We start from the raw sequence: 26,641 nt of genomic DNA, 5'->3' as shown, positions 1-26,641 counted from the left end.
GCTTACCCCACTTTCACCATGTGCGGGGCAACACGCTCGCTGCCTTGGTGGTCCAGGTCACGGCTGACCAGCAGCAGTACCTGGGCGGAGGCGTCGGACACCTGAGCCTTGTAGCCGGCGATAGAGCGGGCGAAGACGTTGTAGATGACCACGGCCGGGATTGCGGCGACCAGGCCCAGGGCGGTGGCCAGCAGGGCCTCGGCGATACCTGGGGCAACTACGGCCAGGTTGGTGGTCTGGGTCTTGGCGATGCCGATGAAGCTGTTCATGATGCCCCACACGGTACCGAACAGGCCGACGAATGGTGCAGTGGAGCCGATGGTGGCGAGTACGCCGGTGCCGCTGCTCATGGTGCGGCCGCTAGCGTGTACCAGGCGCTCCAGGCGGAAGCTGACGCGCTCCTTGATGCCTTCTTTTTCGCGGGCATTGGCCGACAGGCGCATCTCTTCGAGCGCGTCGTGGACCAGGGTGTGAGCCAGGGTGCCTTCCTTGTTGGAAACGTCGCTGGCTTCCTTGAGGCTGGCGGATTTCTTCAGCAGGGCAATTTCACCACGCAGGCGACGCTTGGCGCCCATCAGCTCGAAGCCTTTGGCAATCCAGATGGTCCAGGTGATGATGGAGGCGATGGCCAGGCCGATCATCACCGCCTTCACCACCACGTCGGCGTTCTTGTACATGCCCCATGGGGACAGGTCGTGGGCCATGCCCAGCGAGGTGTCTTCAACCAGGGCTTCGACGCTCGGGTCTGCTGCGACCGGGGCAGCAACTGCGTCGGCAGCCGGTGCTGCGGCTGGGGCAACGGCCGGTGCAGCTGGTGCAGTAGCGGCAGCAGGCGTGGCAGCATTGGCGGTTGGCTCATCGGCCATGGCCGCCGGGGCCAGCACCAGGCTGAGTGTCAGCGCGGCGATGGCGCGCCAGGCGCGCGACGGGGTTGGCGAAGCGGAAGGTTGAGTACGTGTCATGCTGGCCGGACCTGATGAAGAATGAAGTGAGCGTTCTCCAAGGCCTCGAGGTAGGCCGAGAACAATTTGGCGGCCATTATTGCAAGTAATTCTTGTTAACAAAAGTAATCTTGTTGCTTTTTTCGCCTATGGTCTAGCCATCCATCGTGTAGCGTGGTCGGCCTGATCAATTGGTCTAGGGAGTTTAGAGATGTCAGACCATTCCGTGATGGTGGTGGGATGTGGTGATGTAGGCGGGCGCCTTGCCCGGCAGATGCTTGCGCGCGGCTGGCAGGTGAGCGGCCTGCGTCGCTCGGTCGGGCAGTTGCCAGCGGGAGTCGTGCCGGTGGCGGCGGACTTGTCCGAACCATCGATTCCTGATGCCTGGCCGCAGCGCGCGCCGGACTACCTGGTGTACTGCGTGGCGGCCAGCCAGCACGACGAGGCGGGTTACCAGGCAGCCTATGTCGACGGTTTGCGCCATGTGCTGGACTGGCTGGCCGAGCGCGGCCAACACCCACGGCGCCTGCTGTTCGTGTCCAGCAGCAGCGTGTATGCACAGAAGGAAGGCGAGTGGATCGAGGAAGGCGCGGCCACCGAGCCTGAAGGATATTCCGGGCGATTGATGCTGGAGGCAGAGCGGTTGGCACAGGCCAGCGGCATCCCGGCCAGCGTGGTGCGCCTGACCGGCATCTATGGTCCCGGACGCGAGTGGCTGCTCAGTCAGGTGCGCCAGGGCTACCGCGTGGCCGAGGAGCCACCGCTGTATGGCAACCGCATCCATGCCGAGGATGCTGCAAGCCTGTTGGCGTTTCTGTTGCAGGCAGATGCCGACGGCAAGGTGCTTGAGGACTGTTACATCGGTGTCGACGACGACCCGGCGCCGCTGGCCGATGTGGTGGCCTGGCTGCGGGCGTACATGGGTGTAACCGAGTGGTCGGATGAGCAGCGAGTGCGGCGTACCGGCAGCAAGCGCTGCAGCAATGCCCGAGCGCGGGCGTTGGGTTGGGCGCCAATGTATCCGAGTTACAAGGAAGGCTATGCGGCGATCCTGAAAGGCGGGTGCTGAGTCTACTGGGCTCTTCGCGGGCAAACCTGCTCCCACAGGTGCACCATTGGTTTCAAGCCTGGCGGTGTACCTGTGGGAGCGGGTTTACCCGCGAAGAGGCCAGTGTGGTTGGCCGCGATTCAGCAACTATCAATCCAGCTCCAGCACCCACTGGCGCTTACCGGCTGCCAGCACCGGCATTTCATCCGGCTGCGCCCGGTTCACTGCCTGGAAAATCTCCAGCTTGTCGCCATCGCGCTTGAGGATGAACGGAGCGCCACGCTGGTTGCGCTCCAGCCACAGGCTGTCGTTGCTGCCACCCATGGTCGCGCAATCACCCGCCAGGCACAGGGCGAAACGGTCCGGCCCCGGCAGGCCGGTGACGTTGCCGGTGTCGCCGAAGCGCACGCTGGCACCTTTGCCCTGGCCTTCGACGATCTTCCAGTTGCCGCCCAGATAGGCCTGGTACAGGGCTTTCTCGAAGCTGCTGCCCAGCGGCGCATTCGCCGCCGTCGCCGCTTTGGCGCGCACGAAGGTCTGCTTGCCGCCGTTTTGATCGACAGCCTGCAGTTCGTCGCCATCGAGCGACAGCTGTTCGGTCTGGCCACCCTGGAAGTTGGCCTGCCATTGCTTGTCGGTGGCGCTCAGCTGGCCGTCGGCCGCTTCGAAGCCATTGCTGTAGCTGGCCTGTTGGCTGGCAACGTCGAGCTTCCACTCGAACACCGGCCCGTGCTCATTGAGCGCCTGGCGCAGGCTGCCGCCCTTGACGGCCGCATTGATGGCGTCCTGGTTGATCCAGGTGCCGTTGAAATCTTCGGGTTTGTGGCTGGCGCAGCCGCCCAGAAGCAGGGCAGCCAGCACGATGGGCAGTGCTTGACGCATGACGGGTTAACCTTGCAGAGAAGGGGAGGTGACGGGCAGGGCACCCGTCACCGGAGGCATCACTCGATGACCAGGATGGCGTCCATTTCGACCTGGGCACCTTTTGGCAGCGCGGCAACGCCGATGGCGGCGCGGGCCGGGTAAGGCTGCTCGAAGTAGCGGCCCATCACCTCGTTGACCTTGGCGAAGTGGCTCAGGTCGGTGAGGAAGATGTTCAGCTTGACGATGTCCTTGAACGAACCGCCAGCGGCTTCAGCCACGGCCTTGAGGTTCTCGAACACCTGTACGGTCTGGGCTTCGAAGCCTTCGACCAGTTCCATGGTCTTCGGGTCCAGCGGGATCTGGCCCGACATGTACACGGTGTTGCCGGCCTTGATCGCCTGCGAGTAGGTGCCGATGGCGGCAGGGGCCTTGTCGCTGTTGATGACGGTCTTGCTCATGATGACTCCTTGCGGTTGGCGGACTACGTACGCATGCGGGTGATGCGGACCACACCGGTCAGGGTACGCAGCTTCTTGATCACACGCGCCAGGTGCACGCGGTCGTGCACGCTGACCACCAGTTGGACCACGCTGATACGGCCGTCGCGTTCGTCCATGCTGATCTTCTCGATGTTGCCGTCGGCGGCATTGACACTGCTGGCCAGCAGGGCAATCAGGCCGCGCTGGTGTTCCAGTTCGACGCGCAACTCGACATTGAATTCACCGGTGATGTCCTTGGCCCAGGAGAGCTGTACGCACTTCTCCGGGTTGTGGCGGATTTCACTGATGTTGCGGCAGTTTTCCAGGTGCACGACCATACCCTTGCCTGCCGACAGGTGGCCGACGATCGGGTCGCCCGGGATCGGCGTGCAGCACTTGGCGTAGCTCAGCACCAAGCCTTCGGTGCCACGGATCGCCAGCGGGCCTTCCGGTGCCGGGAGCTGCTCGCCTTCGGCCGACAGCAGGCGGCGCGCTACCACGTAGGCCATGCGGTTGCCCAGGCCGATGTCTTCGAGCAGGTCTTCGATAAGCTCCAGGCGGTACTCGGCGAGAATCGCCTGTATACGCTCCTGGGGGATCATCTCCAGGCTGCTGTCGAAGCCGGTGAGCACCTTGTTTAGCAGGCGTTCGCCCAGGCTGATGGACTCGGAGCGGCGCTGTTGCTTGAGCGCGTGGCGGATGTGCGTGCGCGCCTTGCCGGTAACCACGAAGTTGAGCCAGGCCGGGTTCGGCCGCGCGCCCGGGGCGCTGACGATTTCCACCGTCGAGCCGCTTTGCAGCGGTTCGGACAGCGGCGCCAGGCGGCGGTTGATGCGGCAGGCGATGCAGCTGTTGCCGACGTCGGTGTGCACCGCGTAGGCGAAGTCGACTGCCGTGGAGCCTTTGGGCAACTCCATGATGCGGCCTTTGGGCGTGAACACGTAGACCTCGTCCGGGAACAGGTCGATCTTCACGCTTTCGATGAATTCCAGCGAGTTGCCGGCACGTTGCTGTAGTTCGAGGATGCCCTTGACCCACTGGCGGGCACGGGCGTGGCTGCCCTTGGGCTGCTCGTCGTCGTTGGATTTGTACAGCCAGTGCGCGGCGATGCCGTTGTTGGCCATCTCTTCCATCTCGCGGGTGCGGATCTGGATTTCGATGGGCACGCCGTGCATGCCGAACAGTGTGGTGTGCAACGACTGGTAGCCGTTGGCCTTGGGGATCGCGATGTAATCCTTGAAGCGACCGGGCAGCGGCTTGTACAGGTTGTGCACCGCGCCGAGAACGCGGTAACAGGTGTCGACCTTGTCGACGACGATGCGGAACGCGTACACGTCCATGATTTCGTTGAAGGCGCGGCGCTTGCCGCGCATCTTCTTGTAGATGCCATAGAGGTGTTTTTGCCGGCCGCTGACCTCGCCCTCGATACCGTCGGCGGCCAGGCAGTTGGCCAGCGAATGCTCGATCTTGGCGACGATCTCCTTGCGGTTGCCGCGAGCGCTTTTCACCGCGCGGTGGATCAGCGACGAACGCATCGGGTGCATGGCCTTGAAGCCGAGGTCCTCGAACTCCACGCGCACGGTGTGCATGCCCAGGCGGTTGGCAATGGGGGCGTAGATCTCGAGGGTTTCCTTGGCGATGCGCCGGCGTTTTTCGCCGGACAGCACTTCCAGGGTGCGCATGTTGTGCAGGCGGTCGGCCAGCTTGACCAGGATCACGCGGATATCGCGGGCCATGGCCATGGCCATTTTCTGGAAGTTTTCGGCCTGCGCCTCGGCCTTGGTCTCGAAGTTCATCTGGGTCAGCTTGCTGACCCCATCGACCAGTTCGGCCACGGTCTCGCCAAACTGCTGGCTGAGGGCTTCCTTGGCGATGCCGGTGTCTTCGATCACGTCGTGCAGCATGGCTGCCATCAGGCTCTGATGGTCCATGTGCATGTCAGCGAGGATGCTGGCCACGGCCAGCGGGTGGGTCACGTAGGGTTCGCCACTGCGACGGCGCTGCCCATCGTGGGCCTGTTCGGCGTAGAAATAGGCGCGCCGGACCAGGTTGACCTGTTCGGGGCCAAGGTAGGTCGACAGCCGTTCGGCCAAGGCTTCTATACCCGGCATGGGTTCACCTCCTGCCGAGGAAGAGGGCCTTGCGCCGTGCGACGTCGACCTGGCATCAATCAGACAGCCTCGTTGTTCTCGTCCTCGAACGCGGCGAACACCGGATCCTCGGTGACGATCTCTTCAGCGGCGATGAACTCGTTGGTGACGATGCCTTCGGCGATTTCACGCAGGGCAACAACGGTCGGCTTGTCGTTTTCCCACGCAACGCGTGGCTCTTTGCCGCCGGTCGCCAGCTGGCGAGCGCGCTTGGTCGAGAGCATGACCAGCTCAAAGCGGTTATCCACGTGTTCCAGGCAGTCTTCAACAGTTACGCGGGCCATGGTCTTCCTCAGTAGCAATTGCGGTGGGCGTGCAGCCCAATAATGGGCAGGCGGACTCGATAGTTTAAAAAATCACCAGCCAATAGGGAAGCGCTGTTTTGTCGGGTGGTCACCTTCAAGCCCTGTGTTGCCTTCTTCGCGGCTGAAGCCGCTCCCACAGGGGCCGCATTGTCCTCAGGCTCATCACCGCACCCAGTGGGAGCGGCGTCAGCCGCGAAAGGGCCGGAACAGACACCCTCGATACCTGAGCCCGACGATAACCTCAGAGCATCGCGTCACGCAACCGCGGGGTCAGCTCCTCGAACAGGGTCTGCACCGAGCGCAACGCCCGGCAGTCCGGGCGGGTCAGCAGCCACAGCTGGGTGTCGCAACCCGGCAGCGGTCCGCTCAGCGCATCCACCCCGGGCAGCGCGTGCACCATGTAGTCTGGCAACGCTGCCACGCCGAGCCCGGCCGTGACCAGCTGGGCGATGGTCGACATGCCGCTGCACTGGTAACGCGGGCTCAAGCCCGGGTGCTGCTGGTTGCGCCAGACCACCGTGGGGTGGTCCTGCATCGAGTCGTCGGGGGCGATCCACGGTACGCTGGCAGGTGACTCGGCCAGGCGCTCACGCCACTGCGGCTGGCCGCAGACCACGTAAGAGGTGGACCCCAGGTTGCGGCCCACCAGGTGCTCCGGCGGCGTGTTGGTCAGGCGCAGGGCAATGTCAGCATCGCGCCGGCTGAGGTTGGCGAAGGTATTGGAGGTGCCCATCTCCAGCGACAAGGCCGGGTAGTTCGGCATGAACTCGGCCAACGCCGGCAGCAGCAGGCTGTGCATCACCGCCTCGGTACAGGTCAGGCGCACGGTGCCGCTGACCACCTGCTCGCCACTGGTCATGGCGATGCGCGCCGCCTCCAGCGCCTGCTCGGCGCGCTCGGCCTGCTCGGCCAGGGCCTGGGCGGTGTCGGTCGGCAAGTAGCCCTTGCGGCTCTTGACGAACAAGGCGGTGCCCAGCGCCGATTCCAGCCGGCGGATCGAGCGGAACACCGTCGACACATCGACCTTGAGCAACTCGGCAGCCTTGGCCAGCGAGCGGCCACGTTCCAGGGCCAGGACCAGGGAGAGGTCGGCATGGGTAATCTGATATTGCATTGGTGCACGCTCTGCTTGCCGAATTGCCAATGTCTGTTGCGTTTTGGCCATTTTATAGTGAAACGGCCCCCGGGAATCAATGCGCCCGGTCGGGTAACCAATCCCCACGATGGGAAAGTGACAAGAACAACAGCTGCAACCATCGTCGCCCGTGAGGCGCCAGCCGTATCCCCCACATCGCCGCAGCAAATCAAAGGATGTACAGCCATGACGTCGGTAACCCCGTGCGCCAGTTCTTCCAGCGAGATGAATGACTTCCTCCAGGCCCATCCGGACACGCAGTACGTCGACCTGCTGATCTCCGACATGAATGGCGTGGTACGTGGCAAGCGCATCGAGCGGGCCAGCCTGCACAAGGTGTACGAGAAGGGCATCAACCTGCCGGCATCGCTGTTCGCCCTGGACATCAACGGGTCCACCGTCGAGAGCACCGGCCTTGGCCTGGACATCGGCGATGCCGACCGCATCTGCTTCCCGATCCCCGGCACGCTGTCGGACGAGCCGTGGCAGAAGCGCCCCACAGCCCAGTTGCTGATGACCATGCACGAACTGGATGGCCAGCCGTTCTTCGCCGACCCGCGCGAAGTACTGCGCCAGGTGGTGAGCAAGTTCGATGACCTGGGTCTGGATATCTGCGCCGCGTTCGAGCTGGAGTTCTACCTGATCGACCAGGACAATCTCAACGGTCGCCCGCAGCCGCCGCGCTCGCCAATTTCCGGCAAGCGCCCGCAATCGACCCAGGTGTACCTGATCGACGACCTCGATGAATATGCCGACTGCCTGCAGGACATGCTCGAAGCGGCCAAGGAACAGGGTCTGCCCGCCGACGCCATCGTCAAGGAAAGCGCCCCGGCACAGTTCGAGGTCAACCTGCATCATGTGGCCGACCCACTGAAGGCCTGCGACTACGCGATCCTGCTCAAGCGCCTGATCAAGAACGTTGCCTACGACCATGAAATGGACACCACGTTCATGGCCAAGCCCTACCCGGGCCAGGCAGGCAATGGCCTGCACGTGCACATTTCGTTGCTGGACAAGAAAACCGGCAAGAACATCTTCGCCAGCGACGACCCGCTGCAAAGCGACGCGCTGCGCCATGCCATCGGTGGTGTGCTGGAGACCATGCCGGCGTCGATGGCCTTCCTCTGCCCGAACATCAATTCCTACCGCCGCTTCGGCGCGCAGTTCTACGTGCCCAATGCGCCAAGCTGGGGCCTGGACAACCGCACCGTGGCGGTGCGCGTGCCCACCGACAGTAGCGAAAACGTGCGCCTGGAGCACCGCGTGGCCGGTGCCGACGCCAACCCCTACCTGATGCTCGCGGCGATCCTCGCCGGTGTTCACCACGGCCTGACCAACCAGGTCGAGCCGCAGGCACCGATCGAAGGCAACTCCTACGAACAGCTGGAGCAGAGCCTGCCGAACAACCTGCGCGATGCCCTGCGCGCGCTGGACGACAGCGAAGTCCTCAACCAATACATCAGCCCGGACTACATCGATATCTTCGTGGCCTGCAAGGAGAGCGAACTGGCCGAGTTCGAAGTGTCGATTTCCGACCTCGAGTACAACTGGTACCTGCACACGGTGTAAGCCCATGAGCGCAAATGCGGTCCCCTTGATCGGTGTCAGCGCCTGCCGTCAGCAGGTGGGGAAGAACTCGTCGCACACGGTAGGCGACAAGTATGTCGAGGCGGCCGGCTTTGCCGGCTTGCCACTGATCTTGCCGGCCCGTGACGGGGGCAGCGACACGCAGGCGCTGCTGGCCCGTCTGCACGGCATTGTTTTTACCGGCTCACCTTCAAATATCGAACCGCATCATTACAATGGCGCCCCCAGCGCGGCGGGTACCCGGCATGATCTGGCACGCGATCGCCTGACCCTGCCGCTGTTGCAGGCGGCCATTGCCGCCGGTGTGCCGGTGTTCTGTATCTGCCGCGGCTACCAGGAATTGAACGTAGCCCTGGGCGGCAGCCTGCACCAGCGCGTGCAGGAACTGCCTGGCTACCTTGACCACCGTGAACCTGAGGACGCACCCCTGGAGGTGCAATACGGCCCTCGTCACCTTGTCGGCATAGAGCCTGGCGGGTTGTTCGAGCGCCTGGGCCTGGCGGCGCAGTTCGAGGTCAACTCGCTGCACAGCCAGGGCATCGACCGCCTGGCCCCAGGCCTGCGTGTCGAGGCACGGGCCCCGGATGGCCTGATCGAAGCGGTGTCCATGCCTGCGGCGCCAGGTTTTGTGCTCGGCGTGCAGTGGCACCCGGAGTGGCGATTTACCGAAAACCCGGTCTCGCTGCGCCTGTTCCAGGCGTTTCGCGAGGCCTGCATTGCTTACGCTACACGGGAGGGCGCACGGCAGGAGGCATTCTGACGTCACCCGAAGGTCTCGGATGACTTGTTCCCGGCAGCAAGCTTTCAATGAGTGAAAGCGGGCCTTGTACGCAAGGCCTGTGAAAACAATTCCAAAATTTACGGCAAATACTCATGAGCAATTACACAGAAGCCGGCCGCCCACCCGACGTGGCGGCCGACGCGGGCAACACCCAGCGCAGCAAGGGCCTGGCCACCGGCCGGCTGGGCTTGCTGGCCAGCGTGGTGCTGGGCATTTCCACCATCGCCCCGGTCTACACCCTTACCGGCGCCCTTGGCCCGACCGTGCGTGAAGTGGGAGCGCACCTGCCGGCGGTGTTCATCGTCGGCTTTCTGCCGATGCTGCTGGTGGCCTTGGGCTACCGCGAACTGAACTCGGCGGAGCCGGATAGCGGTACTTCGTTTACCTGGTCGGCGCGTGCCTTCGGCCCGATGATCGGCTGGATCGGCGGCTGGGGCCTGGTGGTCGCCACCACCATCGTGTTGTCGAACCTGGCAGGGGTGGCGGTCGACTTCTTCTACCTGTTCCTTGGCCAGATCACCGGCAAGCACGAGCTGGCGGCCTTGGCCGACAACCTGCTCATCAACATAACCACCTGTTGCGTGTTCATCGCCCTGGCGGTGTGGATCTGCTGTCGCGGCATGACCACCACCATGACCGTGCAATACGGCCTGGTTGCCCTGCAGTTGCTGGTGCTGATCGGCTTTGCCTTTGCCGCTTTCGGCGAAACCACCGCGCCGCCACCGCTGGAATTCGATTTCGCCTGGTTCAACCCGTTCGGCGTCGAATCGTTCTCGGCCTTTGCCGCCGGGCTGTCGCTGTCGATCTTCATCTTCTGGGGCTGGGACGTCTGCCTGACTGTCAGCGAGGAGTCGGTCGGCAGTGACGAGGTACCGGGCAAGGCGGCCACCTGGACCGTGCTGCTTATCCTCGGCCTGTACCTGTTCACCGCCATTGCCACCCTGCAGTTTGCTGGTATCAGCGAACAAGGCCTGGGTCTGAACAACCCCCGCATTCAGGAAAACGTCTTCGCCCACCTGGCCGGCCCGGTCATGGGGCCGCTGGCGATCCTGATGTCCATCGCCGTGCTGGCCAGCACCGCGGCGTCGCTGCAGTCTACCTTCGTGTCGCCGGCGCGCACCCTGTTGGCCATGGGTTACTACGGTGCGGTGCCGCAGAAGTTCGCCAGCGTCTGCCCACGCTCGCAGACCCCGCGTTACGCCACCATCTGCGCTGGTGTGGCTGCGGGCCTGTTCTACGTGACCATGCGCACCCTGAGCGAGAACGTGTTGGCGGATACCATCACTGCACTGGGCATGATGATCTGCTTCTACTATTCGCTGACGGCCTTCGCCTGTGTCTGGTACTTCCGCCACAGCCTGTTCGACAGCCTGCGGCACTTCCTGATGCGCGGCCTGTGCCCGTTGGTGGGAGGGGTGATTCTGTCGGTGATCTTCGTGCGTACCGCCATCGACAGCGCCTCGCCGGACTTCGGCAGCGGCTCGCATGTGGGCGGGTTGGGGCTGGTGTTCGTGATTGCCGCGATCATCTCGGTGCTGGGGATTGTGCTGATGATGCTGTCGCGCCTGCGCGCGCCTGCGTACTTCCTGGGGGCTACCCTGCGTCAGCAGGCTACCTTGCCACTGCAGGAATAAGGCTGGGGGTGCTTCGCGCCTCTTTCGCGACACAAGGCCGCTCCTACAACAGCACGGCGTACGCCTTCCGATGTAGGAGCGGTCTTGTGTCGCGAAAGGGCCTCGAAGAGGCCCCGGCAATCTTCAGCCGATCATTTGCTTCAGCAATGCCGCATGACGCTGTTGCTGCTTCTTCAGCTGCAGGCGGTTCGAGCGGAACACTGCCTTCAAGTCTTCCAGCGCCACGTCGAAATCATCGTTGATGATCACGTAGTCATACTCGTCGTAGTGCACCATCTCGCTGACCGCTTCCTTCATGCGCCCGGCGATGATCTCTTCGCTGTCCTGCCCGCGGCCATCCAGGCGTTCGCGCAGGGCCTGCTGGCTTGGCGGCAGGATGAACACCGACAAAGCCTCGGGCATCAGCTTGCGTACCTGCTGGGCGCCTTGCCAGTCGATTTCCAGGATCAGGTCATTGCCCTGGTCGAGTACCTCTTGCAGCGCGCTGCGCGAAGTCCCGTAGAAGTTGCCGAACACTTCGGCGTGTTCGAGGAAGTCACCCTTGGCGATCAGCCCCTTGAAGTCGTCATGGCTGACGAAGTGGTAGTTCACGCCGTGCTGCTCGCCCGGGCGCATGGCGCGGGTGGTGTGCGAGACCGAGACGCTTACGCGCTTGTCGGCCTTGATCAGGGCGGTGACGAGGCTGGTCTTGCCGGCGCCCGAAGGGGCCGAAACGATGTAGAGGGTGCCGCTGCTGTGGTTCATGGTCGGGGTGGCCTTACTCGATGTTCTGTACTTGTTCACGCATCTGTTCGATCAATACCTTCAGGTTGACCGCCGCTTGCGTGCTGCGTGGGTCGAAGGCCTTGGAGCCGAGGGTGTTGGCCTCGCGGTTGAGTTCCTGCATCAGGAAGTCCAGGCGCCGGCCGGCAGCACCGCCACCCTTGAGCACCCGGCGCACTTCGGTGACGTGGGTGCTGAGGCGGTCGAGTTCCTCGGCCACGTCGCTCTTCTGGGCCAGCAATACCATCTCCTGCTCCAGGCGCTGTGGGTCGAGTTCGGCCTGCATGTCGCCGAAGCGGTCGAGGATCTTCTGCCGCTGAGCTGCCAGCATCTGCGGCACCAGGGCGCGCAGGGTGGTGACTTCGCTGGCCATGTTGTCCAGGCGTTCGTTGATCAGTCGGGCCAGTTCCTGGCCTTCACGCTGGCGCCCGGCCTTGAGCTCGGCCAGCGCTTGATCGAACAGCGCCATGGCTTCGGTATTCAGTGCCTGCGGGTCGCTGGCGTCGGCCACCAGCACGCCTGGCCACGACAGCACCTCCAGCGGGTTCAGTGGTGCCGGCTGCTTGATCAGGCCGGCCACTTCCTCGGCGGCGGCAACCAGCTGCGCGGCGCGCTCGCGGTCCACCTTCAGCGGTTTGCCGTTGCTGTCTTCGTTGAGGCGCAAGGTGCATTCCACCTTGCCCCGCGACAGGCCCTGGCGCAGGCCTTCGCGCACAGCGCCTTCGAGGTCGCGCAGGGCCTCGGGCAGGCGCAGGTGCGGCTCCAGGTAACGGTGGTTGACCGAACGCAGCTCCCAGACCAGGGTGCCTTGGCTGCCGGCGCGCTCGACACGAGCAAAAGCGGTCATGCTGTGCACCATGGGGAGTACCTCGCGTATATGAATGAACGGTGGGAGCCTCTCGGCTGCAAGGCGCAGGATTGTAGCGCAGTGGGGCCTTGGCGCCCAATCCACCCATGTTACCGACGGGTGGATTGGCCGGTAGGAAAAGGCGACGGGCTGTGGCGGGCGCGACAATAGGCATGTCTTCCCCGGGCCGTGGGCTCTATAATGCTCGGCAGATTCAAAGTCCCAGTACAGGTATCCCAGATGAAACGTCCAAGTGGTCGCGCCGCCGATCAGCTCCGCTCGATCCGCATCACCCGCAACTACACCAAGCACGCCGAAGGGTCGGTACTGGTCGAGTTCGGTGACACCAAAGTCATCTGCACGGTCAGCGTGGAAAACGGTGTGCCGCGCTTCCTCAAAGGCCAGGGCCAAGGCTGGCTGACCGCCGAATATGGCATGCTTCCGCGTTCCACCGGCGAGCGTAACCAGCGCGAAGCCAGCCGTGGCAAGCAGGGTGGCCGTACCCTGGAAATCCAGCGCCTGATCGGCCGTTCGCTGCGCGCCGCGCTGGACATGAGCAAGCTTGGTGACATCACCCTGTACGTCGACTGCGACGTGATCCAGGCCGATGGTGGCACCCGTACCGCGTCCATCACCGGTGCCATGGTCGCCCTGTGTGACGCCCTGGCGGTGATCAAGAAGCGCGGTGGCCTGAAGGCTGGCAACCCGCTCAAGCACATGATCGCCGCAGTGTCGGTGGGCATGTACCAGGGCGAAGCGGTGCTCGACCTGGACTACCTGGAAGACTCCGCAGCTGAAACCGACCTGAACGTGGTCATGACCAGCGCCGGTGGCTTCATCGAAGTGCAGGGTACTGCCGAAGGTGCGCCGTTCCAGCCTGAAGACTTCAACGCCATGCTCGCCCTGGCACAGAAGGGCATGAACGCGATCTTCGAACTGCAGCAGGCGGCACTGGCCGACTGACCCAGCCATGGAGGTGCGGGGCATGAGCGAATCGAACCTGTCGATCACCCCGCCCAATGCCGAAGTCCGGCAGTGGGCGATGTTCTGCCACCTCTCCGCGCTGCTGGGCCTGGTGGTGCCGCTCGGGCACTTGCTGGGTCCGCTGGTACTGTGGCACCTCAAGCGCGAGCAAGACCCTTTCATCGACGCCCAGGGCAAAGAGGCGCTGAATTTTCAGATCAGCGTGACCATTGCCGGGTTTATCTGCTTCCTGCTGATGTTCGTGTTCATCGGGCTGATGCTGTTCGCCATGCTGATGGTGGCGGTGCTGGTGCTGATCATCATTGCCGCGGTGCGGGCCAATGAAGGCAAGCCGTATCGCTACCCGATGATCTGGCGGCCGATCAAATAATGCTGGGGCTGCTTTGCAGCCCTATCGCGACACAAGGCCGCTCCTACAGGGGAATGCGTAATCCTGTAGGAGCGGCCTTGTGTCGCGATGGGCCGCAAAGCGGCCCCAATCGGCTTTTAGATGGTCAACGTCCAGTCATAGTCGACAATCAGCGGCGCATGCTGGGAGAAGCGCGGCTGACGCGGCAGGCGGGCGTTGCGCACGAAGCGACGCAGGCCCGGGGTGAGGATCTGGTAGTCGAACCGGTAGCCCAGGTTGAGCATCTCGGCCTGCTCGTTGTCCGGCCACCAGCTGTACTGGTCGCCCTCACGGCTGACTTCGCGCAAGGCATCGACGTAACCCATCTCGCCAGTGATCGCGTCCATCCAGGCACGCTCCGGCGCCAGGAAGCCCGGCGACTGCTGGCTGTCACGCCAGTTCTTGATGTCGAGCTTCTGCTGCGCCACGTAGAACGAGCCGCAGTAGATGTATTCGCGACGCTTGCGACGCTGTTTGTCCAGGTACTTGGCGAAGTCGTCCATCAACTTGAACTTCTGGTTCAAGTCTTCGTCGCCGTTCATACCCGAAGGCAGCAGCAGGCTGGCAATACTGACTTTGTCGAAATCTGCTTGCAGGTAGCGCCCGTAGCGGTCGGCTGTCTCGAAGCCCAGGCCGGTGATGACTGCCTTGGGCTGCATGCGCGAATACAGGGCCACACCACCTTGGGCAGGCACCTCCGCGTCGCAGGCATAAAGGAAATAGCCATCGAGCTGGAAAGCTGGGTCATCGAGTTCAAAGGCCGAGGCGCGGGTATCCTGAAGGCAGATGACGTCGGCATTCTGGGCTTGCAGCCAGCTGAGCAAACCACGCTCGGCCGCAGCCTGAATGCCATTTACGTTCACACTGATGATCCGCATAAATGGCCCCAAAAATCTCGTGCGTGTATGATACCCGAGCTCAACCCATTTAGCTAAATCCGTGGTGTCCGGGACTATCCATGCAGCCGTATCAGCGCGACTTCATCCGTTTTGCCATCGATCGCGGGGTACTGCGTTTCGGTGAATTCACTCTGAAATCGGGGCGTACCAGCCCGTATTTCTTCAATGCCGGCCTGTTCAACACCGGTTCCGCCCTGGCCGAACTGGGCCGTTGCTATGCGGCAGCCATCGTCGACAGCAAGATCCCCTTCGACGTGTTGTTCGGCCCGGCCTACAAGGGTATCCCGCTGGCAGCGACTACTGCCGTGGCCCTTGCCGATCAGCATCAGCTCGATGTGCCATGGTGCTTCAACCGCAAGGAAGCCAAGGACCACGGTGAAGGTGGCAGCCTGGTCGGCGCACCGCTGGCCGGTGACGTGCTGATCATCGACGACGTGATCACTGCCGGTACCGCCATTCGTGAGGTCATGCAGATCATCAATGCCCAGCAGGCCAAGGCCGCTGGTGTGCTGATCGCGCTGAACCGCGAAGAGCGTGGCAATGGCGAGCTGTCGGCGATCCAGGAAGTGGAGCGTGACTTCGGTATTCCGGTGGTCAGCATCGTTTCTCTGACCCAGGTTCTGGAGTTCCTGGCCGATGACCCACAGCTGAAGCAGCATCTGCCAGCTGTCGAGGCTTACCGGGCGCAGTACGGTATCTGATCCGGGCCCGGAAATGAAAAAGGCGACCTTCGCATGAGGGTCGCCTTTTTTGTTTCGCCTGTCCCGGCCTCTTCGCGGGTAAACCCGCTCCCACAGGATCTCCACAGCCCTCAAAGGCGGTGCTGTACCTGTGGGAGCGGGTTTACCCGCGAAGAGGCCGGGACAGGTTGACGATCAGCGCTGCTTGCGGTTGGTAATCAGGGTACCCACGCCGCTGTCGGTGAAGATCTCCAGCAGCACCGCATTCGGCACGCGGCCATCGATGATGTGCGAGCTGTTCACACCGCCCTGCACCGCATCCAGCGCGCACTTGATCTTCGGCAGCATGCCGCCGTAGATGGTGCCGTCGGCGATCAGTTCGTTGACCTGCTCGGTGGTCAAGCCGGTCAGTACCTCGCCCTGCTTGTCCATCAGGCCGGCGATGTTGGTCAGCAGCATCAGCTTTTCGGCCTTCAGCGCCTCGGCTACCTTGCCTGCCACCAAGTCGGCGTTGATGTTGTACGACTCACCGTTGGCACCTACGCCGATCGGCGCGATCACCGGGATGAAGTCACCCTTCACCAGCATGTTCAGCAGGTCGGTGTTCACGCTGACCACTTCGCCAACGTGGCCGATGTCGATGATTTCCGGGGTGGTCATCTCGGGCGTCTGGCGGCTGACCGTCAGCTTGCGGGCGCGGATCAGCTCCGCGTCCTTGCCGGTCAGGCCGATGGCGCTGCCGCCGTGGCGGTTGATCAGGTTGACGATGTCCTTGTTGACCTGGCCGCCCAGCACCATCTCCACCACGTCCATGGTCGCCGAGTCGGTGACGCGCATGCCGTCGATGAAGTGGCTTTCGATCGACAGGCGCTTGAGCAGGTCGCCGATCTGCGGGCCACCACCGTGGACCACCACCGGGTTGATGCCCACAGCCTTCATCAGCACGATGTCACGGGCGAAGCCGGTCTTGAGCTCCTCGCTCTCCATCGCGTTGCCGCCGTACTTGATCACCAAGGTCTTGCCGACAAAGCGGCGGATGTAAGGCAGTGCTTCGGACAAAACTTCGGCTACATGGGAAGCGGCATCGCGATCGAGGGTCATGCAGGGCTCCTGTAAGGAACAGATAGTCGGTCAGAACGGCAGTTGCAGCTCAGGCTCAACCCGCAGCAACTGGGTACGGAAAACATCCTTGATACGTTGCAATTCGGCGTCGCTGTCGGCCTCGAAGCGCAGCACCAGCACCGGGGTGGTGTTGGAGGCGCGAACCAGGCCCCAGCCGTGGGCGTAGTCCACCCGCACACCGTCGATGGTGGTCAGGTTGGCTTCGCCCCAGTCGGCGTCGCGTTGCAGTGCATCAATGATGCTGAATTTACCCTCGTCGGTCACATCAATATTGATTTCCGGCGTGGAAATATCGTTCGGGAACGCGGCGAACAGGTTTTCGGCGCTCTGCCCGGCCTTGCTGAGGATCTCCAGCAGGCGCACGGCGCTGTAGATGCCGTCGTCGAAACCGTACCAGCGTTCCTTGATGAAGATGTGACCGCTCATCTCGCCGGCCAGCAACGAGCCGGTCTGCTTCATCTTCTTCTTGATCAGCGAATGGCCGGTCTTCCACATCAGTGCGCGGCCGCCGTGCTGCTCGATCAGTGGGGTCAGGCGACGGGTGCATTTGACGTCGAAGATGATCTCGGCGCCCGGGTTGCGCGACAGCACGTCCTGGGCAAACAGCATCAGCAGGCGGTCGGGGTAGACGATGCTGCCGGTGTTGGTCACCACGCCGACGCGGTCGCCGTCGCCGTCGAAGGCCAGGCCGATGTCGGCGCCGGTTTCCTTGACCTTGGCGATCAGGTCTTCGAGGTTTTCCGGCTTGCCCGGGTCCGGGTGGTGGTTGGGGAAGTTGCCGTCGACCTCGCAGAACAGCGGGATCACTTCGCAGCCCAGGGCTTCGATCAATTGCGGCGCGACCACCCCGGCGGCACCGTTGCCGCAGTCCACGACCACCTTGAGCTTCCTGGCCAGCTTTACGTCCTCGACGATCTGCTGGAAGTAGCGGTCAAGAATCTCGACCTTTTCCACGCGGCCTTCGGCGCGGGTCAGGTCGTTGGTTTTCAAACGGGTCAGCAGGGCCTGGATCTGTTCGTTGGCCAGGGTATCGCCGGCAATGACGATCTTGAAGCCGTTGTAGTCCGACGGGTTGTGGCTGCCGGTCAGCATCACACCAGACTTGCCGGCCAGCACGTTGGCTGCGTAGTACAGCGCCGGGGTGGGCACCAGGCCGACGTCGCTGACATGGCAACCGGCATCGACCAGGCCCTTGATCAGCTGTTCGACCAGCATCGGGCCGGACAGGCGGCCATCGCGGCCGACCGAAACCTGAGGTTCGCCCTGTGCCAGGCTCTGCGCGCCGATGGCGCGGCCGATCCAGTAGGCGGTTTCGGCGTGAAGGGTCTTGCCGACCACGCCGCGAATGTCATACGCGCGGAAAATGCTGTCTGGCAGTGCGGCGGGTGCCAGGTGGGCCATGTCGTTCATCTCTGGAAGCTCCATTAGTCAAAGGCTTTCTGGGCAGGCGCAAACTGAACGCTTGGACGGTGGTTTCGCCAGAGAGTTCGCCATCCTTGGCCTGAACGGTCATTTCTCGGCTCAGTGGCTGCCGGAATGGCCGAAGCCGCCAGCGCCGCGCTGGCTTTCATCGAACGCTTCGACGATGTCGAAATGGGCCTGTACCACCGGTACCAGCACCAGCTGGGCAATGCGCTCGCCAACGGCGATGGTGAACGGGGTGTTGCCGCGGTTCCAGCACGACACCATCAACTCGCCCTGGTAGTCCGAGTCGATCAGCCCGACCAGGTTGCCCAGCACGATGCCGTGCTTATGGCCCAGGCCCGAGCGCGGCAGGATCACCGCCGCCAGGCCCGGGTCGCCGATGTAGATCGACAGGCCGGTGGGGATCAGCAGGGTCTGGCCTGGCTCGAGGACTGTGTCTTCCTTGAGCAGGGCGCGCAGGTCCAGGCCGGCGGAGCCAGGGGTGGCGTACTGCGGCAGGGGGAATTCGGTGCCCAGGCGTGGGTCGAGGATCTTGGCTTGAAGAGCGTGCATGTAACTTATTGAACCTGATTGAGCCGTTCGGCGATGAAGGCGACCAGTTGCCGGGCAATCTTGCCCTTGCTGGTCTGCGCGAAGAGGGTCTGGTGCTGCTGGCGGTCGATCACGGTCAAGGCGTTTTCCTCGCTGTTGAAGCCGATGCTGGGGTTGGCCACATCATTGGCGACGATCAGGTCGAGGTTCTTGTCCTTGAGCTTGCGCGTGGCGTAATCGAGCAAGTGTTCGGTCTCGGCGGCGAAGCCGACGCTGAACGGGCGGTCGGCGCGGCCAGCGATGGTGGCAAGGATATCGGGATTGCGCACCATCTGCAGCAGCATGCCGTCGCCGGTCGTAGGATCTTTCTTGAGTTTTTGCGTGGCAACGACTTCCGGGCGGTAGTCCGCAACCGCCGCAGAGGCGATGAACAGGTCGCACGGCATGGCCGCTTCACAGGCCGCGAGCATGTCCCGCGCGCTGACCACGTCGATCCGGCTGACCCGGTCGGGGGTCGGCAAGTGCACCGGGCCGGTGACGAGGGTGACCCGAGCCCCGGCCTCGGCGGCCGCTTCGGCCAGGGCGAAGCCCATCTTGCCGGAGCTATGATTGGTGATGTAGCGCACCGGGTCGATGTTTTCCTGGGTCGGGCCGGCAGTGATCAGCACGTGCTTGCCGGTCAGTGCCTGGCGCTTGAAGCTTTCCGCGGCACACCAGGCCAGGTCGGTGGCTTCGAGCATGCGGCCCAGGCCAACGTCGCCACAGGCCTGGCTGCCGGATGCCGGGCCGAACACCTGGATGCCCCGGCTCTTGAGCAGTTCGAGGTTGGCCTGGGTGGCCGGGTCGCGCCACATGGCCTGGTTCATGGCCGGGGCCACGGCGACGGTGGCATCGGTAGCCAGTACCAAGGTGGTCAGCAGGTCGTCGGCCATGCCTTGGGCCATACGCGCCATAAGGTCGGCGGTGGCCGGGGCGATCAGCACCAGGTCGGCCCACTTGGCCAGTTCGATGTGGCCCATGGCCGCTTCGGCGGCAGGGTCGAGCAGGTCCATGTGCACCGGGTGGCCCGACAGCGCCTGCAGGGTCAGCGGGGTGATGAACTCTGCACCACCACGGGTCATGACGACGCGCACCTGCGCGCCGTGCTCCAGGAGTCGGCGAATCAGTTCGGCGCTTTTGTAGGCGGCAATGCCGCCACCCACGCCGAGAACGATGCGCTTGCGATACAGCCGCTGCATAGGCTTGCCTTTTTCCAGTGAGAGCGGGCGGCGACGTTTGAAGATGCCTGCGGCAGAACGTCGCATGTACGAGGCGAAATAGATTAACACAGGGCCGAAATGGGCCGCAGCAAGGGCAGAGGGACGGGATGAATATCAGGGAGTGGCCGGCTGAAGAGCGGCCGAGAGAGAAGTTGCTGCAGCGTGGGGCCGCAAGCCTGACGGATACGGAATTGCTTGCTGTGTTTCTCGGCTCAGGTGTGCGTGGGCGCAATGTCGTGGAGTTGGCGCGAGGTCTGCTCGTGAAGTTCGGAGGCTTGCGCCAGTTGCTGGAGGCCGACCGTGAGGCCTTCGTCGGTGAGCTTGGGTTGGGCCCGGTGAGGTACAGCCAGCTGCAGGCGCTGCTGGAGATCGGGCGCAGGCATCTTGCAACGTCAATTGAGCGTGAATCCGCGATGGACAGCCCGGCAACGGTGAGGCGCTATCTGAAAGCGATGCTGCGACATGAGGTCAGCGAGGTGTTTGGATGCCTGTTTCTCGATACCAAGCACAGGCCGTTGGCGTTTGAAATCCTCTTCCGAGGCACGATAGATCGGGCCAGTGTCTACCCGCGGGAAGTGGTGCGGCGGGCATTGCTGCATAACGCAGCGGCCTTGATCCTGTGCCACAACCACCCCTCGGGCAACAGTGAGCCCAGCCAGGACGATGTGCATTTGACCCTGTCGTTGAAGCGAGGGCTGGCGTTGATCGATGTGCGGGTGCTGGATCACATCATCATCGGTGACGGGGAGCCGCTGTCGATGGTCGAGCATGGGTGGATTGTGGCTTAGGCAATTGTGCTGCCTGTCCCGGCCCTTTCGCGGGTAAACCCGCTCCCACAGGGATAGCGCCATGTTGAAAGTTGGCGCGGTCCCGCGAAGAGGCCGGTGCAGGCTTACTTGCTCACTGACACCTTGCTGAAATCCTGCCGCCCGAACGGGCTCACCTGATAGCCCTCCACCCCTTGGCGCAGCAGTGCCGCCGCCGTCGGATGCGCCAGCGGCACCCACAGCGCCTGCTGCTGAATCAAGGTTTGCGCCTGCTGGTACAGCCGGCTGCGCACGCTCTGGTCGTTGGTGGTGCGCCCGGCGCTGATCAACTGGTCCAGGCGGCTGTCGCAGAAGCGTGCGAAGTTGGTCCCCGACTGCACCGCCGCGCAGGAAAACTGCGGGCTGAGGAAGTTGTCCGGATCGCCGTTGTCACCCGCCCAGCCCATGAACAGCAAGTCATGCTCGCCCGCCTTGGCGCGGCGGATCAGCTCGCCCCACTCGATCACGCGGATCTTGGCCTTGATGCCAATCTTGGCCAGGTCGGCCTGCAGCATCTGCGCACCGAGGCTGGGGTTGGGGTTGAGCAGGCTGCCCGACGGGCGGGTCCAGATCGTGGTACTGAAGCCCTCGGCCAGGCCAGCCTTGGTCAGCAGGGCCTTGGCTTTTTTCAGGTCCAGCGGGTAGCCGGGTAGGTCCTTGGCGTAGCTCCAGGTGTTGGGTGGGTAGGGGCCGTTGGCCGCCACCGCGGAGTCTTCGAACACGGCCTTGAGGTAGGCCTGCTTGTCGAAGGCCAGGTTGATGGCCTGGCGCACTTCCGGCTTGTCCAGCGGTGGGTGCTGGCTGTTGATGGCGACGAAGGCGGTCATGAACGCCGGCGTGGTGGCCACCTTGAGGTTGCCGTCCTTGCCGGCTTCGGCAATGTCCAGCGGCTTGGGCGACAACGCGACCTGGCACTCGCCACGCTTGAGCTTCTGCAGGCGCACGTTGGCATCGGTGGTGATGGCGAAGATCAGCGGGTCGACCGCCGGCTTGCCGCCGAAGTAGTCGGGGTTGGCGCGGTAGCGCACCACGGCGTCTTTCTGGAAACGCTGGAAGATGAACGGCCCGGTGCCGACCGGCTGGCTGTTGAGCTTCTCCGGCGTGCCGACCTTGAGCAGCTTGTCGGCGTACTCGGCTGAATAGATCGAGGCGAAGCCCATGCTCAGGGTGGCCAGGAAGGTGGCGTCCGGGTGGCTGAGGGTGAAGCGCACGGTGTTCGGTGCCGGCGCCTCGATCGCCTTGATCAGGCTGCCCAGTTGCAGCGACTGGGCATGCGGGTAGCCGCCCGGCGCGGTCTTGTGCCAGGCATGGGCGGGGTAGAGCATGCGCTGGAAGCTGAACAGCACATCGTCGGCGTTCATTGCGCGGCTTGGCTTGAAGTAGGCGGTGGTGTGGAATTTCACGTCATCGCGCAGGGTGAAGTCGTAGATCAGGCCATCGGCCGATACCGTCCAGCTGGCCGCCAGGCTCGGCACCACCTTGCCTTGCGCCGCGTCGAACTCCACCAGGCGGTTCATCAGCACATCGGCCGTGGCGTTGGTGGTGGTCAGCGAGTTGTACTGCACCACGTCGAAGCCTTCGGGGCTGGCCTCGCTGCAGACGCTCAGCGGGGCGGCCTGGGCAACGCCGGCGGCGAACAGGGCGCCTGCGGCGAACAAGGAGTTGAACAATAAGGAAAGGGCGGCAGCACGCATGGTGGCTCCTTGGCTGTCAGTGGCCCATCTGCCAGTGCAGTCTGGAAAAGGCCTACCCTAGTGTGCTCGTAGGGAAATGACCACACCCTTTTTTACAAAACTGGCGACGAGCGGTCGACGGCTGGCGGGGCCTGCCGCTATGCTGGCCCGGCGCGCTTGGCCGGCGCCGGAAACGTATCTTCTGTTGTTGTGGCCAAGTCTTTCTGGTATAAAGCAGCGCTCTTTTCTAGGGGCTCGGCCTGTCGCGTCAGCGTATCCGGTCGGTAAGACCTCCAGAATCACGGCGCCCAGGCGCCAAAGACTGAGAGATTAAGCGGCCAACCCATGCCGGGTTGGGCATGTGGTTTTAGAGGGCTGAGTCATGTCGAGAGTCTGTCAAGTTACTGGTAAGGGTCCAGTAACCGGGAACAACATTTCCCACGCAAACAACAAAACCCGTCGTCGTTTCCTGCCGAACCTGCAGCACCACCGTTTCTGGGTTGAATCCGAGAAGCGTTTCGTGCGTCTGCGCGTATCTGCCAAAGGCATGCGCGTCATTGACAAGCGTGGTATCGACGTAGTGCTGGCCGAGCTGCGCGCTCGCGGCGAAAAGTTCTAAGGAGAACGTCATGCGTGAATTGATCCGTCTGGTTTCGAGTGCTGGCACTGGCCACTTCTACACCACCGACAAGAACAAGCGCACCACTCCGGACAAAATCGAGATCAAGAAATACGATCCGGTTGTTCGCAAGCACGTGGTGTACAAGGAAGCCAAGATCAAGTAATTGATCGGCGACCTGAAAAAACCCGCCTCCGAAAGGATGCGGGTTTTTTTTTGCCTGTTCGGGCCTCAGATCATTTCTGCTCGAACATCACATAGATCTTGCGGCAAGGCTCCAGCACCTCCCAGGTGCCCTTGAACCCCGCCGGGATGACAAACCGGTCACCGGCACGCAAAGTCTTGGCCCCACCATCCTGGTCACGCAGCACCGAAACGCCTTGGACGATCTCGCAGTACTCATGCTCGGTGTAGTTCACCGTCCACTGCCCCACCTCGCCTTCCCACACGCCTGCAGCAAACTGCCCGCAGGGGCTGGAATAATGGTTGTAGACCGCCTGGTCTGGCTCGCCCTTGAGGATTTTTTCAGCTGCCGGGCGGTAGCGTTCGGCCTCGGTGATGATCTGCGCGAAGTCGATGATGCTGTCGATGCTCATGGTGCGGCTCCTGTTTTTGTTTAATAAAATGCACATCAGTAGGCTTTTGAGCCTTCTGTGTCAAATATATTGATAGTTTACCCGGGCTGGTTTAGGGTATCGCTTGCCAGTGTGCGCTCGTCGCCCGGCCAGAATTCTGACAACGCCTGTGAGTCCTCAGTGCGGCGTTGCACCTAAACAAGAGGAGGAGTTTCGTATGACCACCCTGACTCGTGCGGACTGGGAACAACGTGCCCAGCAACTGAAGATCGAAGGCCGTGCCTTCATCAACGGCGAATACACCGATGCCGCATCCGGTGAAACCTTCGAGTGCCTGAGCCCGGTCGACGGACGCTTCCTGGCCAAGGTTGCCAGCTGCGATTTGGCCGATGCCAACCGCGCTGTGGAAAACGCCCGTGCCACCTTCAACTCCGGCGTGTGGTCGCAGCTGGCTCCGGCCAAGCGCAAGGCCAAGCTGATCCGCTTCGCCGACCTGCTACGCAAGAACGTCGAAGAGCTGGCGCTGCTGGAAACCCTGGACATGGGCAAGCCGATCGGCGACTCCTCCAGCATCGACGTACCTGGCGCGGCCAATGCCATCCATTGGACTGCCGAAGCCATCGACAAGGTTTACGACGAAGTCGCCCCGACTCCGCATGACCAGCTCGGCCTGGTTACCCGCGAAGCGGTGGGTGTGGTCGGTGCCATCGTACCGTGGAACTTCCCGCTGCTGATGGCCTGCTGGAAGCTCGGCCCGGCACTGGCCACCGGTAACTCGGTAGTGCTCAAGCCGTCTGAAAAATCGCCGCTGACTGCCATTCGCATTGCCCAGCTGGCCATCGAAGCCGGTATCCCGGCTGGCGTGCTGAACGTGCTGCCAGGCTACGGCCACACCGTGGGCAAGGCCCTGGCCCTGCACATGGACGTCGACACCCTGGTATTCACCGGTTCGACCAAGATCGCCAAGCAGCTGATGGTTTATGCGGGCGAATCGAACATGAAGCGCATCTGGCTGGAAGCCGGCGGCAAGAGCCCGAACATCGTCTTCGCCGACGCTCCGGACCTGCAAGCTGCCGCCGAAGCTGCCGCCAGCGCCATCGCCTTCAACCAGGGCGAAGTGTGCACCGCCGGCTCGCGCCTGCTGGTCGAGCGTTCGATCAAGGACAAGTTCCTGCCAATGGTGGTCGAGGCCCTGAAAGGCTGGAAGCCAGGCAACCCGCTGGACCCACAGACCACTGTCGGTGCCCTGGTCGACACCCAGCAGATGAACACAGTGCTGTCGTACATCGAAGCTGGCCACAAGGACGGTGCCAAGCTGGTGGCTGGCGGCAAGCGTACCCTGGAAGAAACTGGTGGCACCTATGTAGAGCCGACCATCTTCGACGGCGTGACCAACGCCATGAAGATCGCCCAGGAAGAAATCTTTGGCCCGGTTCTGTCGGTGATCGCCTTCGATACCGCAGAAGAAGCCGTCGCCATTGCCAACGACACGCCGTATGGCCTGGCCGCTGGCATCTGGACCTCGGACATCTCCAAGGCCCACAAGACCGCCCGTGCCGTGCGCGCTGGCAGCGTCTGGGTCAACCAGTACGACGGCGGCGACATGACCGCGCCGTTCGGTGGCTTCAAGCAGTCGGGCAACGGCCGTGACAAGTCGCTGCATGCACTGGAGAAGTACACCGAGCTGAAGGCGACCTGGATCAAGCTGTAATCGTAAGGGGCCGCTTTGCGGCCCAATCGCCGGCAAGCCAGCTCCCACAAGTTATTCGCAGCCCTTGAGGCCAGTGCTGTACCTGTGGGAGCTGGCTTGCCGGCGATGGGCTGCACAGCAGCCCCAACAATAGCCGGGTCGGCTCACGCTGCCCCGGCTTCGTCGTTTTTGCTGTTCAAGAATTCTGCCTGGGAGGCTGCAATGCGTTGGGGTACCTACTTCGCCGTACTGGCATCGGTGCTAAGCGTCGGGCTGGCACTCGGCGTGAGCATGCCGCTGGTATCCCTGCGCCTGGAAGCCTGGGGCTACGGCAGCTTCGCCATCGGCGTGATGGCCGCGATGCCGGCGCTGGGTGTACTGCTGGGTGCCAGCCTGGCCAGTCGCCTGGCCGGCTGGGTCGGCGTGCCCTCGGCCATGCGCCTGTGCCTGTGGGGCGGGGCGCTGTCGATCGGCCTGGTCGCACTGCTGCCTAGCTACCCGCTGTGGCTGCTGTTGCGCCTGCTGATCGGCATGTCGCTGACTGTGGTGTTCATCCTCGGCGAAAGCTGGATCAACCAACTGGTGGTCGAGCAATGGCGTGGCCGCCTGGTGGCGCTGTATGGCAGCAGCTACGCCCTCAGCCAGTTGGCCGGGCCGCTGGTGCTGGGCTTTCTCGGCTCGGATGACGACTTCGGCTTCTGGGCCGCGACCGGCCTGCTGCTGGTCGCGCCGATGATTCTCCTTGGCCGTGGCGGTGCGCCCAGCACAGAGGCCTGCAGCGTCACCTTCGGCGACCTGTTCGCCTTCTGCCGGCGTTTGCCGGTGATCGCCTGGGCCATTGCCCTGTTTGCCTCGTTCGAGGCAATGATCCTGACCTTGTTGCCGGTGTATTGCCTGCAGCAGGGCTTCAGCACCGAAATCGCCCTGTTCATGGTCAGTACCGTGGTGGTGGGCGATGCGGTGCTGCAGCTGCCCATCGGCGCGCTGGCCGATCACATGTCGCGGCGTACCCTGTTCACCGGCTGTGCGGTGACCCTGCTGGTATCCAGCCTGGCGATTCCGCTGCTGCTGCATACACCGGCGATCTGGCCGTTGTGGGTACTGTTCGGCGCCAGTGCCGGGGGCTTGTTCACCTTGTCGCTGGTGCTGATTGGCGAGCGCTACCGCGATGATGAACTGGTGCGGGCCAATGCCCATGTGGCGCAGCTATGGGGTATTGGCTGCCTGCTCGGGCCGTTGTTGGCCGGGGCAGGCAGCCAGTGGATCAGCGGGCATGCGTTGCCGTTGCTCATGGCTGCGGGGGCTGCGGGGTTGGTGGTGTTGACCCGGCGGCGCGGGGCCTTCGAGCCTGCTTCTGCCTGAGGCATTTTTGGGGCCGCTTTGCGGCCCATCGCGACGCAAGGCCGCTCCCACATTTGATCGGCGTACGCTGCACCTTTGTGGGAGCGGCCTTGTGT

Annotated in this window: 27 protein-coding genes; 12 read left to right on the top strand and 15 right to left on the bottom strand. The window is 63.2% G+C overall.

The annotated features are described in order from the left end of the window. Window positions 1-2: 2 nt before the first annotated feature. Window positions 3-962, bottom strand: a complete 960-nt coding sequence (gene exbB / locus V3314_RS03285) for a tonB-system energizer ExbB (protein WP_046613702.1) — start codon at window positions 960-962, stop codon at window positions 3-5. A 190-nt stretch (window positions 963-1,152) separates the two neighbouring features. Between exbB and V3314_RS03280 the strand changes: the two genes are divergently transcribed. Beyond that, complete coding sequence (locus V3314_RS03280) at window positions 1,153-2,010, top strand: SDR family oxidoreductase (RefSeq protein ID WP_046613701.1); 858 nt, start codon at window positions 1,153-1,155, stop codon at window positions 2,008-2,010. Window positions 2,011-2,139: 129 nt separating this feature from the next. Here the strand turns inward: V3314_RS03280 and V3314_RS03275 are convergent, their stop codons facing one another. From V3314_RS03275 to V3314_RS03255, 5 genes are all read right to left on the bottom strand, one after another. Then, window positions 2,140-2,871, bottom strand: coding sequence for a hypothetical protein (locus tag V3314_RS03275; RefSeq protein WP_046613700.1), 732 nt, complete (start codon window positions 2,869-2,871; stop codon window positions 2,140-2,142). A gap of 59 nt (window positions 2,872-2,930) precedes the next feature. After that, window positions 2,931-3,311 carry a RidA family protein gene (locus V3314_RS03270; protein WP_009684531.1) on the bottom strand — a complete coding sequence of 127 codons (381 nt, stop codon included), beginning with the start codon at window positions 3,309-3,311 and terminating at the stop codon, window positions 2,931-2,933. Between the two features lie 23 nt (window positions 3,312-3,334). Beyond that, window positions 3,335-5,443 carry a bifunctional GTP diphosphokinase/guanosine-3',5'-bis pyrophosphate 3'-pyrophosphohydrolase gene (spoT, locus tag V3314_RS03265; protein ID WP_013974799.1) on the bottom strand — a complete coding sequence of 703 codons (2,109 nt, stop codon included), beginning with the start codon at window positions 5,441-5,443 and terminating at the stop codon, window positions 3,335-3,337. A 59-nt stretch (window positions 5,444-5,502) separates the two neighbouring features. Beyond that, a complete protein-coding gene (gene rpoZ / locus V3314_RS03260; protein ID WP_003253383.1) occupies window positions 5,503-5,766 on the bottom strand; it encodes a DNA-directed RNA polymerase subunit omega in 264 nt (87 codons plus the stop codon). A 262-nt stretch (window positions 5,767-6,028) separates the two neighbouring features. Beyond that, window positions 6,029-6,901 carry a LysR family transcriptional regulator gene (locus tag V3314_RS03255; RefSeq protein ID WP_013974798.1) on the bottom strand — a complete coding sequence of 291 codons (873 nt, stop codon included), beginning with the start codon at window positions 6,899-6,901 and terminating at the stop codon, window positions 6,029-6,031. Between the two features lie 207 nt (window positions 6,902-7,108). Here V3314_RS03255 and V3314_RS03250 point away from each other — a divergent pair, with 207 nt between their 5' ends. From V3314_RS03250 to V3314_RS03240, 3 genes are all read left to right on the top strand, one after another. Further along, window positions 7,109-8,491: a glutamine synthetase family protein gene (locus V3314_RS03250; protein WP_046613699.1), complete on the top strand. Its 1,383-nt coding sequence runs from the start codon at window positions 7,109-7,111 to the stop codon at window positions 8,489-8,491. Between the two features lie 4 nt (window positions 8,492-8,495). Further along, window positions 8,496-9,269 (top strand): gamma-glutamyl-gamma-aminobutyrate hydrolase family protein, encoded by a 774-nt coding sequence (locus V3314_RS03245; protein ID WP_046613698.1) that lies wholly within the window; start codon window positions 8,496-8,498, stop codon window positions 9,267-9,269. Between the two features lie 113 nt (window positions 9,270-9,382). After that, a complete protein-coding gene (locus tag V3314_RS03240) occupies window positions 9,383-10,924 on the top strand; it encodes an APC family permease (protein WP_013974795.1) in 1,542 nt (513 codons plus the stop codon). Between the two features lie 123 nt (window positions 10,925-11,047). Here V3314_RS03240 and gmk read toward each other — a convergent pair whose 3' ends face one another. Both gmk and V3314_RS03230 read right to left on the bottom strand, forming a co-directional pair. Continuing rightward, window positions 11,048-11,668, bottom strand: a complete 621-nt coding sequence (gmk, locus tag V3314_RS03235) for a guanylate kinase (protein ID WP_025341115.1) — start codon at window positions 11,666-11,668, stop codon at window positions 11,048-11,050. Between the two features lie 13 nt (window positions 11,669-11,681). Further along, the gene (locus V3314_RS03230) at window positions 11,682-12,545 is read right to left on the bottom strand and encodes a YicC/YloC family endoribonuclease (protein ID WP_085601106.1); all 864 of its coding nucleotides are present in this window, start codon (window positions 12,543-12,545) and stop codon (window positions 11,682-11,684) included. A 228-nt stretch (window positions 12,546-12,773) separates the two neighbouring features. Between V3314_RS03230 and rph the strand changes: the two genes are divergently transcribed. Together rph and V3314_RS03220 are read left to right on the top strand one after the other, a co-directional pair. Further along, window positions 12,774-13,496, top strand: coding sequence for a ribonuclease PH (gene rph, locus V3314_RS03225; protein WP_108480443.1), 723 nt, complete (start codon window positions 12,774-12,776; stop codon window positions 13,494-13,496). Between the two features lie 22 nt (window positions 13,497-13,518). Continuing rightward, entirely contained in the window at window positions 13,519-13,887 is a 369-nt protein-coding gene (locus V3314_RS03220; protein WP_085601107.1) for a DUF4870 domain-containing protein, read from the top strand. Between the two features lie 116 nt (window positions 13,888-14,003). On the opposite strand, the gene V3314_RS03215 is transcribed toward V3314_RS03220, so the two are convergent. Beyond that, entirely contained in the window at window positions 14,004-14,783 is a 780-nt protein-coding gene (locus tag V3314_RS03215; RefSeq protein ID WP_003253401.1) for an exodeoxyribonuclease III, read from the bottom strand. A gap of 80 nt (window positions 14,784-14,863) precedes the next feature. Between V3314_RS03215 and pyrE the strand changes: the two genes are divergently transcribed. Then, window positions 14,864-15,505, top strand: a complete 642-nt coding sequence (gene pyrE / locus V3314_RS03210) for an orotate phosphoribosyltransferase (protein WP_003253405.1) — start codon at window positions 14,864-14,866, stop codon at window positions 15,503-15,505. A gap of 174 nt (window positions 15,506-15,679) precedes the next feature. Here pyrE and argB read toward each other — a convergent pair whose 3' ends face one another. The 4 genes from argB to coaBC form a co-directional block, all read right to left on the bottom strand. Next, a complete protein-coding gene (gene argB, locus V3314_RS03205; protein WP_003258198.1) occupies window positions 15,680-16,585 on the bottom strand; it encodes an acetylglutamate kinase in 906 nt (301 codons plus the stop codon). A gap of 30 nt (window positions 16,586-16,615) precedes the next feature. Next, window positions 16,616-18,016: a phosphomannomutase/phosphoglucomutase gene (locus V3314_RS03200; RefSeq protein ID WP_046613693.1), complete on the bottom strand. Its 1,401-nt coding sequence runs from the start codon at window positions 18,014-18,016 to the stop codon at window positions 16,616-16,618. A 111-nt stretch (window positions 18,017-18,127) separates the two neighbouring features. Then, complete coding sequence (gene dut / locus V3314_RS03195; RefSeq protein WP_015272329.1) at window positions 18,128-18,583, bottom strand: dUTP diphosphatase; 456 nt, start codon at window positions 18,581-18,583, stop codon at window positions 18,128-18,130. Window positions 18,584-18,588: 5 nt separating this feature from the next. Next, the gene (gene coaBC, locus V3314_RS03190) at window positions 18,589-19,800 is read right to left on the bottom strand and encodes a bifunctional phosphopantothenoylcysteine decarboxylase/phosphopantothenate--cysteine ligase CoaBC (RefSeq protein ID WP_003253409.1); all 1,212 of its coding nucleotides are present in this window, start codon (window positions 19,798-19,800) and stop codon (window positions 18,589-18,591) included. Window positions 19,801-19,928: 128 nt separating this feature from the next. On the opposite strand from coaBC, the gene radC reads away from it, so the two are divergent. Beyond that, complete coding sequence (gene radC, locus V3314_RS03185) at window positions 19,929-20,609, top strand: DNA repair protein RadC (protein ID WP_046613692.1); 681 nt, start codon at window positions 19,929-19,931, stop codon at window positions 20,607-20,609. 104 nt (window positions 20,610-20,713) lie between these two features. Here the strand turns inward: radC and V3314_RS03180 are convergent, their stop codons facing one another. Beyond that, entirely contained in the window at window positions 20,714-22,321 is a 1,608-nt protein-coding gene (locus V3314_RS03180) for an ABC transporter substrate-binding protein (protein WP_338459921.1), read from the bottom strand. A gap of 361 nt (window positions 22,322-22,682) precedes the next feature. Here V3314_RS03180 and rpmB point away from each other — a divergent pair, with 361 nt between their 5' ends. Together rpmB and rpmG are read left to right on the top strand one after the other, a co-directional pair. Further along, window positions 22,683-22,919 carry a 50S ribosomal protein L28 gene (gene rpmB / locus V3314_RS03175; protein ID WP_003258972.1) on the top strand — a complete coding sequence of 79 codons (237 nt, stop codon included), beginning with the start codon at window positions 22,683-22,685 and terminating at the stop codon, window positions 22,917-22,919. A 10-nt stretch (window positions 22,920-22,929) separates the two neighbouring features. Continuing rightward, window positions 22,930-23,085, top strand: a complete 156-nt coding sequence (gene rpmG, locus V3314_RS03170) for a 50S ribosomal protein L33 (protein ID WP_003253507.1) — start codon at window positions 22,930-22,932, stop codon at window positions 23,083-23,085. A 70-nt stretch (window positions 23,086-23,155) separates the two neighbouring features. Here rpmG and V3314_RS03165 read toward each other — a convergent pair whose 3' ends face one another. Then, window positions 23,156-23,515, bottom strand: a complete 360-nt coding sequence (locus V3314_RS03165) for a cupin domain-containing protein (protein WP_338459920.1) — start codon at window positions 23,513-23,515, stop codon at window positions 23,156-23,158. A gap of 196 nt (window positions 23,516-23,711) precedes the next feature. On the opposite strand from V3314_RS03165, the gene V3314_RS03160 reads away from it, so the two are divergent. Both V3314_RS03160 and V3314_RS03155 read left to right on the top strand, forming a co-directional pair. Next, window positions 23,712-25,205 carry an aldehyde dehydrogenase gene (locus V3314_RS03160; RefSeq protein WP_046613689.1) on the top strand — a complete coding sequence of 498 codons (1,494 nt, stop codon included), beginning with the start codon at window positions 23,712-23,714 and terminating at the stop codon, window positions 25,203-25,205. A gap of 201 nt (window positions 25,206-25,406) precedes the next feature. Further along, entirely contained in the window at window positions 25,407-26,546 is a 1,140-nt protein-coding gene (locus V3314_RS03155; protein WP_135002286.1) for an MFS transporter, read from the top strand. Window positions 26,547-26,641 lie beyond the last annotated feature (95 nt).

The organism is Pseudomonas sp. TE3-3-F2023 (assembly GCF_036784815.1).
Classification (GTDB): domain Bacteria; phylum Pseudomonadota; class Gammaproteobacteria; order Pseudomonadales; family Pseudomonadaceae; genus Aquipseudomonas; species Aquipseudomonas pudica.
Note: the sequence above shows the minus strand (reverse complement) of the source record. Positions and strands in the feature narration are given on the sequence as shown.

Bases quoted from the DNA above. Each gene is read 5' to 3' on its own strand.
- V3314_RS03275 (WP_046613700.1), bottom strand. From the start codon at position 2,871: ATGCGTCAAGCACTGCCCATCGTGCTGGCTGCCCTGCTTCTGGGCGGC.
- V3314_RS03215 (WP_003253401.1), bottom strand. From the start codon at position 14,783: ATGCGGATCATCAGTGTGAACGTAAATGGCATTCAGGCTGCGGCCGAG.
- rpmB (WP_003258972.1), top strand. From the start codon at position 22,683: ATGTCGAGAGTCTGTCAAGTTACTGGTAAGGGTCCAGTAACCGGGAAC.
- V3314_RS03255 (WP_013974798.1), bottom strand. From the start codon at position 6,901: ATGCAATATCAGATTACCCATGCCGACCTCTCCCTGGTCCTGGCCCTG.
- V3314_RS03180 (WP_338459921.1), bottom strand. From the start codon at position 22,321: ATGCGTGCTGCCGCCCTTTCCTTATTGTTCAACTCCTTGTTCGCCGCA.
- argB (WP_003258198.1), bottom strand. From the start codon at position 16,585: ATGACCCTCGATCGCGATGCCGCTTCCCATGTAGCCGAAGTTTTGTCC.
- V3314_RS03160 (WP_046613689.1), top strand. From the start codon at position 23,712: ATGACCACCCTGACTCGTGCGGACTGGGAACAACGTGCCCAGCAACTG.
- V3314_RS03165 (WP_338459920.1), bottom strand. From the start codon at position 23,515: ATGAGCATCGACAGCATCATCGACTTCGCGCAGATCATCACCGAGGCC.
- dut (WP_015272329.1), bottom strand. From the start codon at position 18,583: ATGCACGCTCTTCAAGCCAAGATCCTCGACCCACGCCTGGGCACCGAA.
- V3314_RS03155 (WP_135002286.1), top strand. From the start codon at position 25,407: ATGCGTTGGGGTACCTACTTCGCCGTACTGGCATCGGTGCTAAGCGTC.
- V3314_RS03270 (WP_009684531.1), bottom strand. From the start codon at position 3,311: ATGAGCAAGACCGTCATCAACAGCGACAAGGCCCCTGCCGCCATCGGC.
- V3314_RS03250 (WP_046613699.1), top strand. From the start codon at position 7,109: ATGACGTCGGTAACCCCGTGCGCCAGTTCTTCCAGCGAGATGAATGAC.
- radC (WP_046613692.1), top strand. From the start codon at position 19,929: ATGAATATCAGGGAGTGGCCGGCTGAAGAGCGGCCGAGAGAGAAGTTG.
- gmk (WP_025341115.1), bottom strand. From the start codon at position 11,668: ATGAACCACAGCAGCGGCACCCTCTACATCGTTTCGGCCCCTTCGGGC.
- coaBC (WP_003253409.1), bottom strand. From the start codon at position 19,800: ATGCAGCGGCTGTATCGCAAGCGCATCGTTCTCGGCGTGGGTGGCGGC.
- V3314_RS03230 (WP_085601106.1), bottom strand. From the start codon at position 12,545: ATGGTGCACAGCATGACCGCTTTTGCTCGTGTCGAGCGCGCCGGCAGC.
- V3314_RS03280 (WP_046613701.1), top strand. From the start codon at position 1,153: ATGTCAGACCATTCCGTGATGGTGGTGGGATGTGGTGATGTAGGCGGG.
- V3314_RS03220 (WP_085601107.1), top strand. From the start codon at position 13,519: ATGAGCGAATCGAACCTGTCGATCACCCCGCCCAATGCCGAAGTCCGG.
- rph (WP_108480443.1), top strand. From the start codon at position 12,774: ATGAAACGTCCAAGTGGTCGCGCCGCCGATCAGCTCCGCTCGATCCGC.
- V3314_RS03200 (WP_046613693.1), bottom strand. From the start codon at position 18,016: ATGAACGACATGGCCCACCTGGCACCCGCCGCACTGCCAGACAGCATT.
- V3314_RS03245 (WP_046613698.1), top strand. From the start codon at position 8,496: ATGAGCGCAAATGCGGTCCCCTTGATCGGTGTCAGCGCCTGCCGTCAG.
- V3314_RS03240 (WP_013974795.1), top strand. From the start codon at position 9,383: ATGAGCAATTACACAGAAGCCGGCCGCCCACCCGACGTGGCGGCCGAC.
- rpmG (WP_003253507.1), top strand. From the start codon at position 22,930: ATGCGTGAATTGATCCGTCTGGTTTCGAGTGCTGGCACTGGCCACTTC.
- pyrE (WP_003253405.1), top strand. From the start codon at position 14,864: ATGCAGCCGTATCAGCGCGACTTCATCCGTTTTGCCATCGATCGCGGG.
- rpoZ (WP_003253383.1), bottom strand. From the start codon at position 5,766: ATGGCCCGCGTAACTGTTGAAGACTGCCTGGAACACGTGGATAACCGC.
- exbB (WP_046613702.1), bottom strand. From the start codon at position 962: ATGACACGTACTCAACCTTCCGCTTCGCCAACCCCGTCGCGCGCCTGG.
- spoT (WP_013974799.1), bottom strand. From the start codon at position 5,443: ATGCCGGGTATAGAAGCCTTGGCCGAACGGCTGTCGACCTACCTTGGC.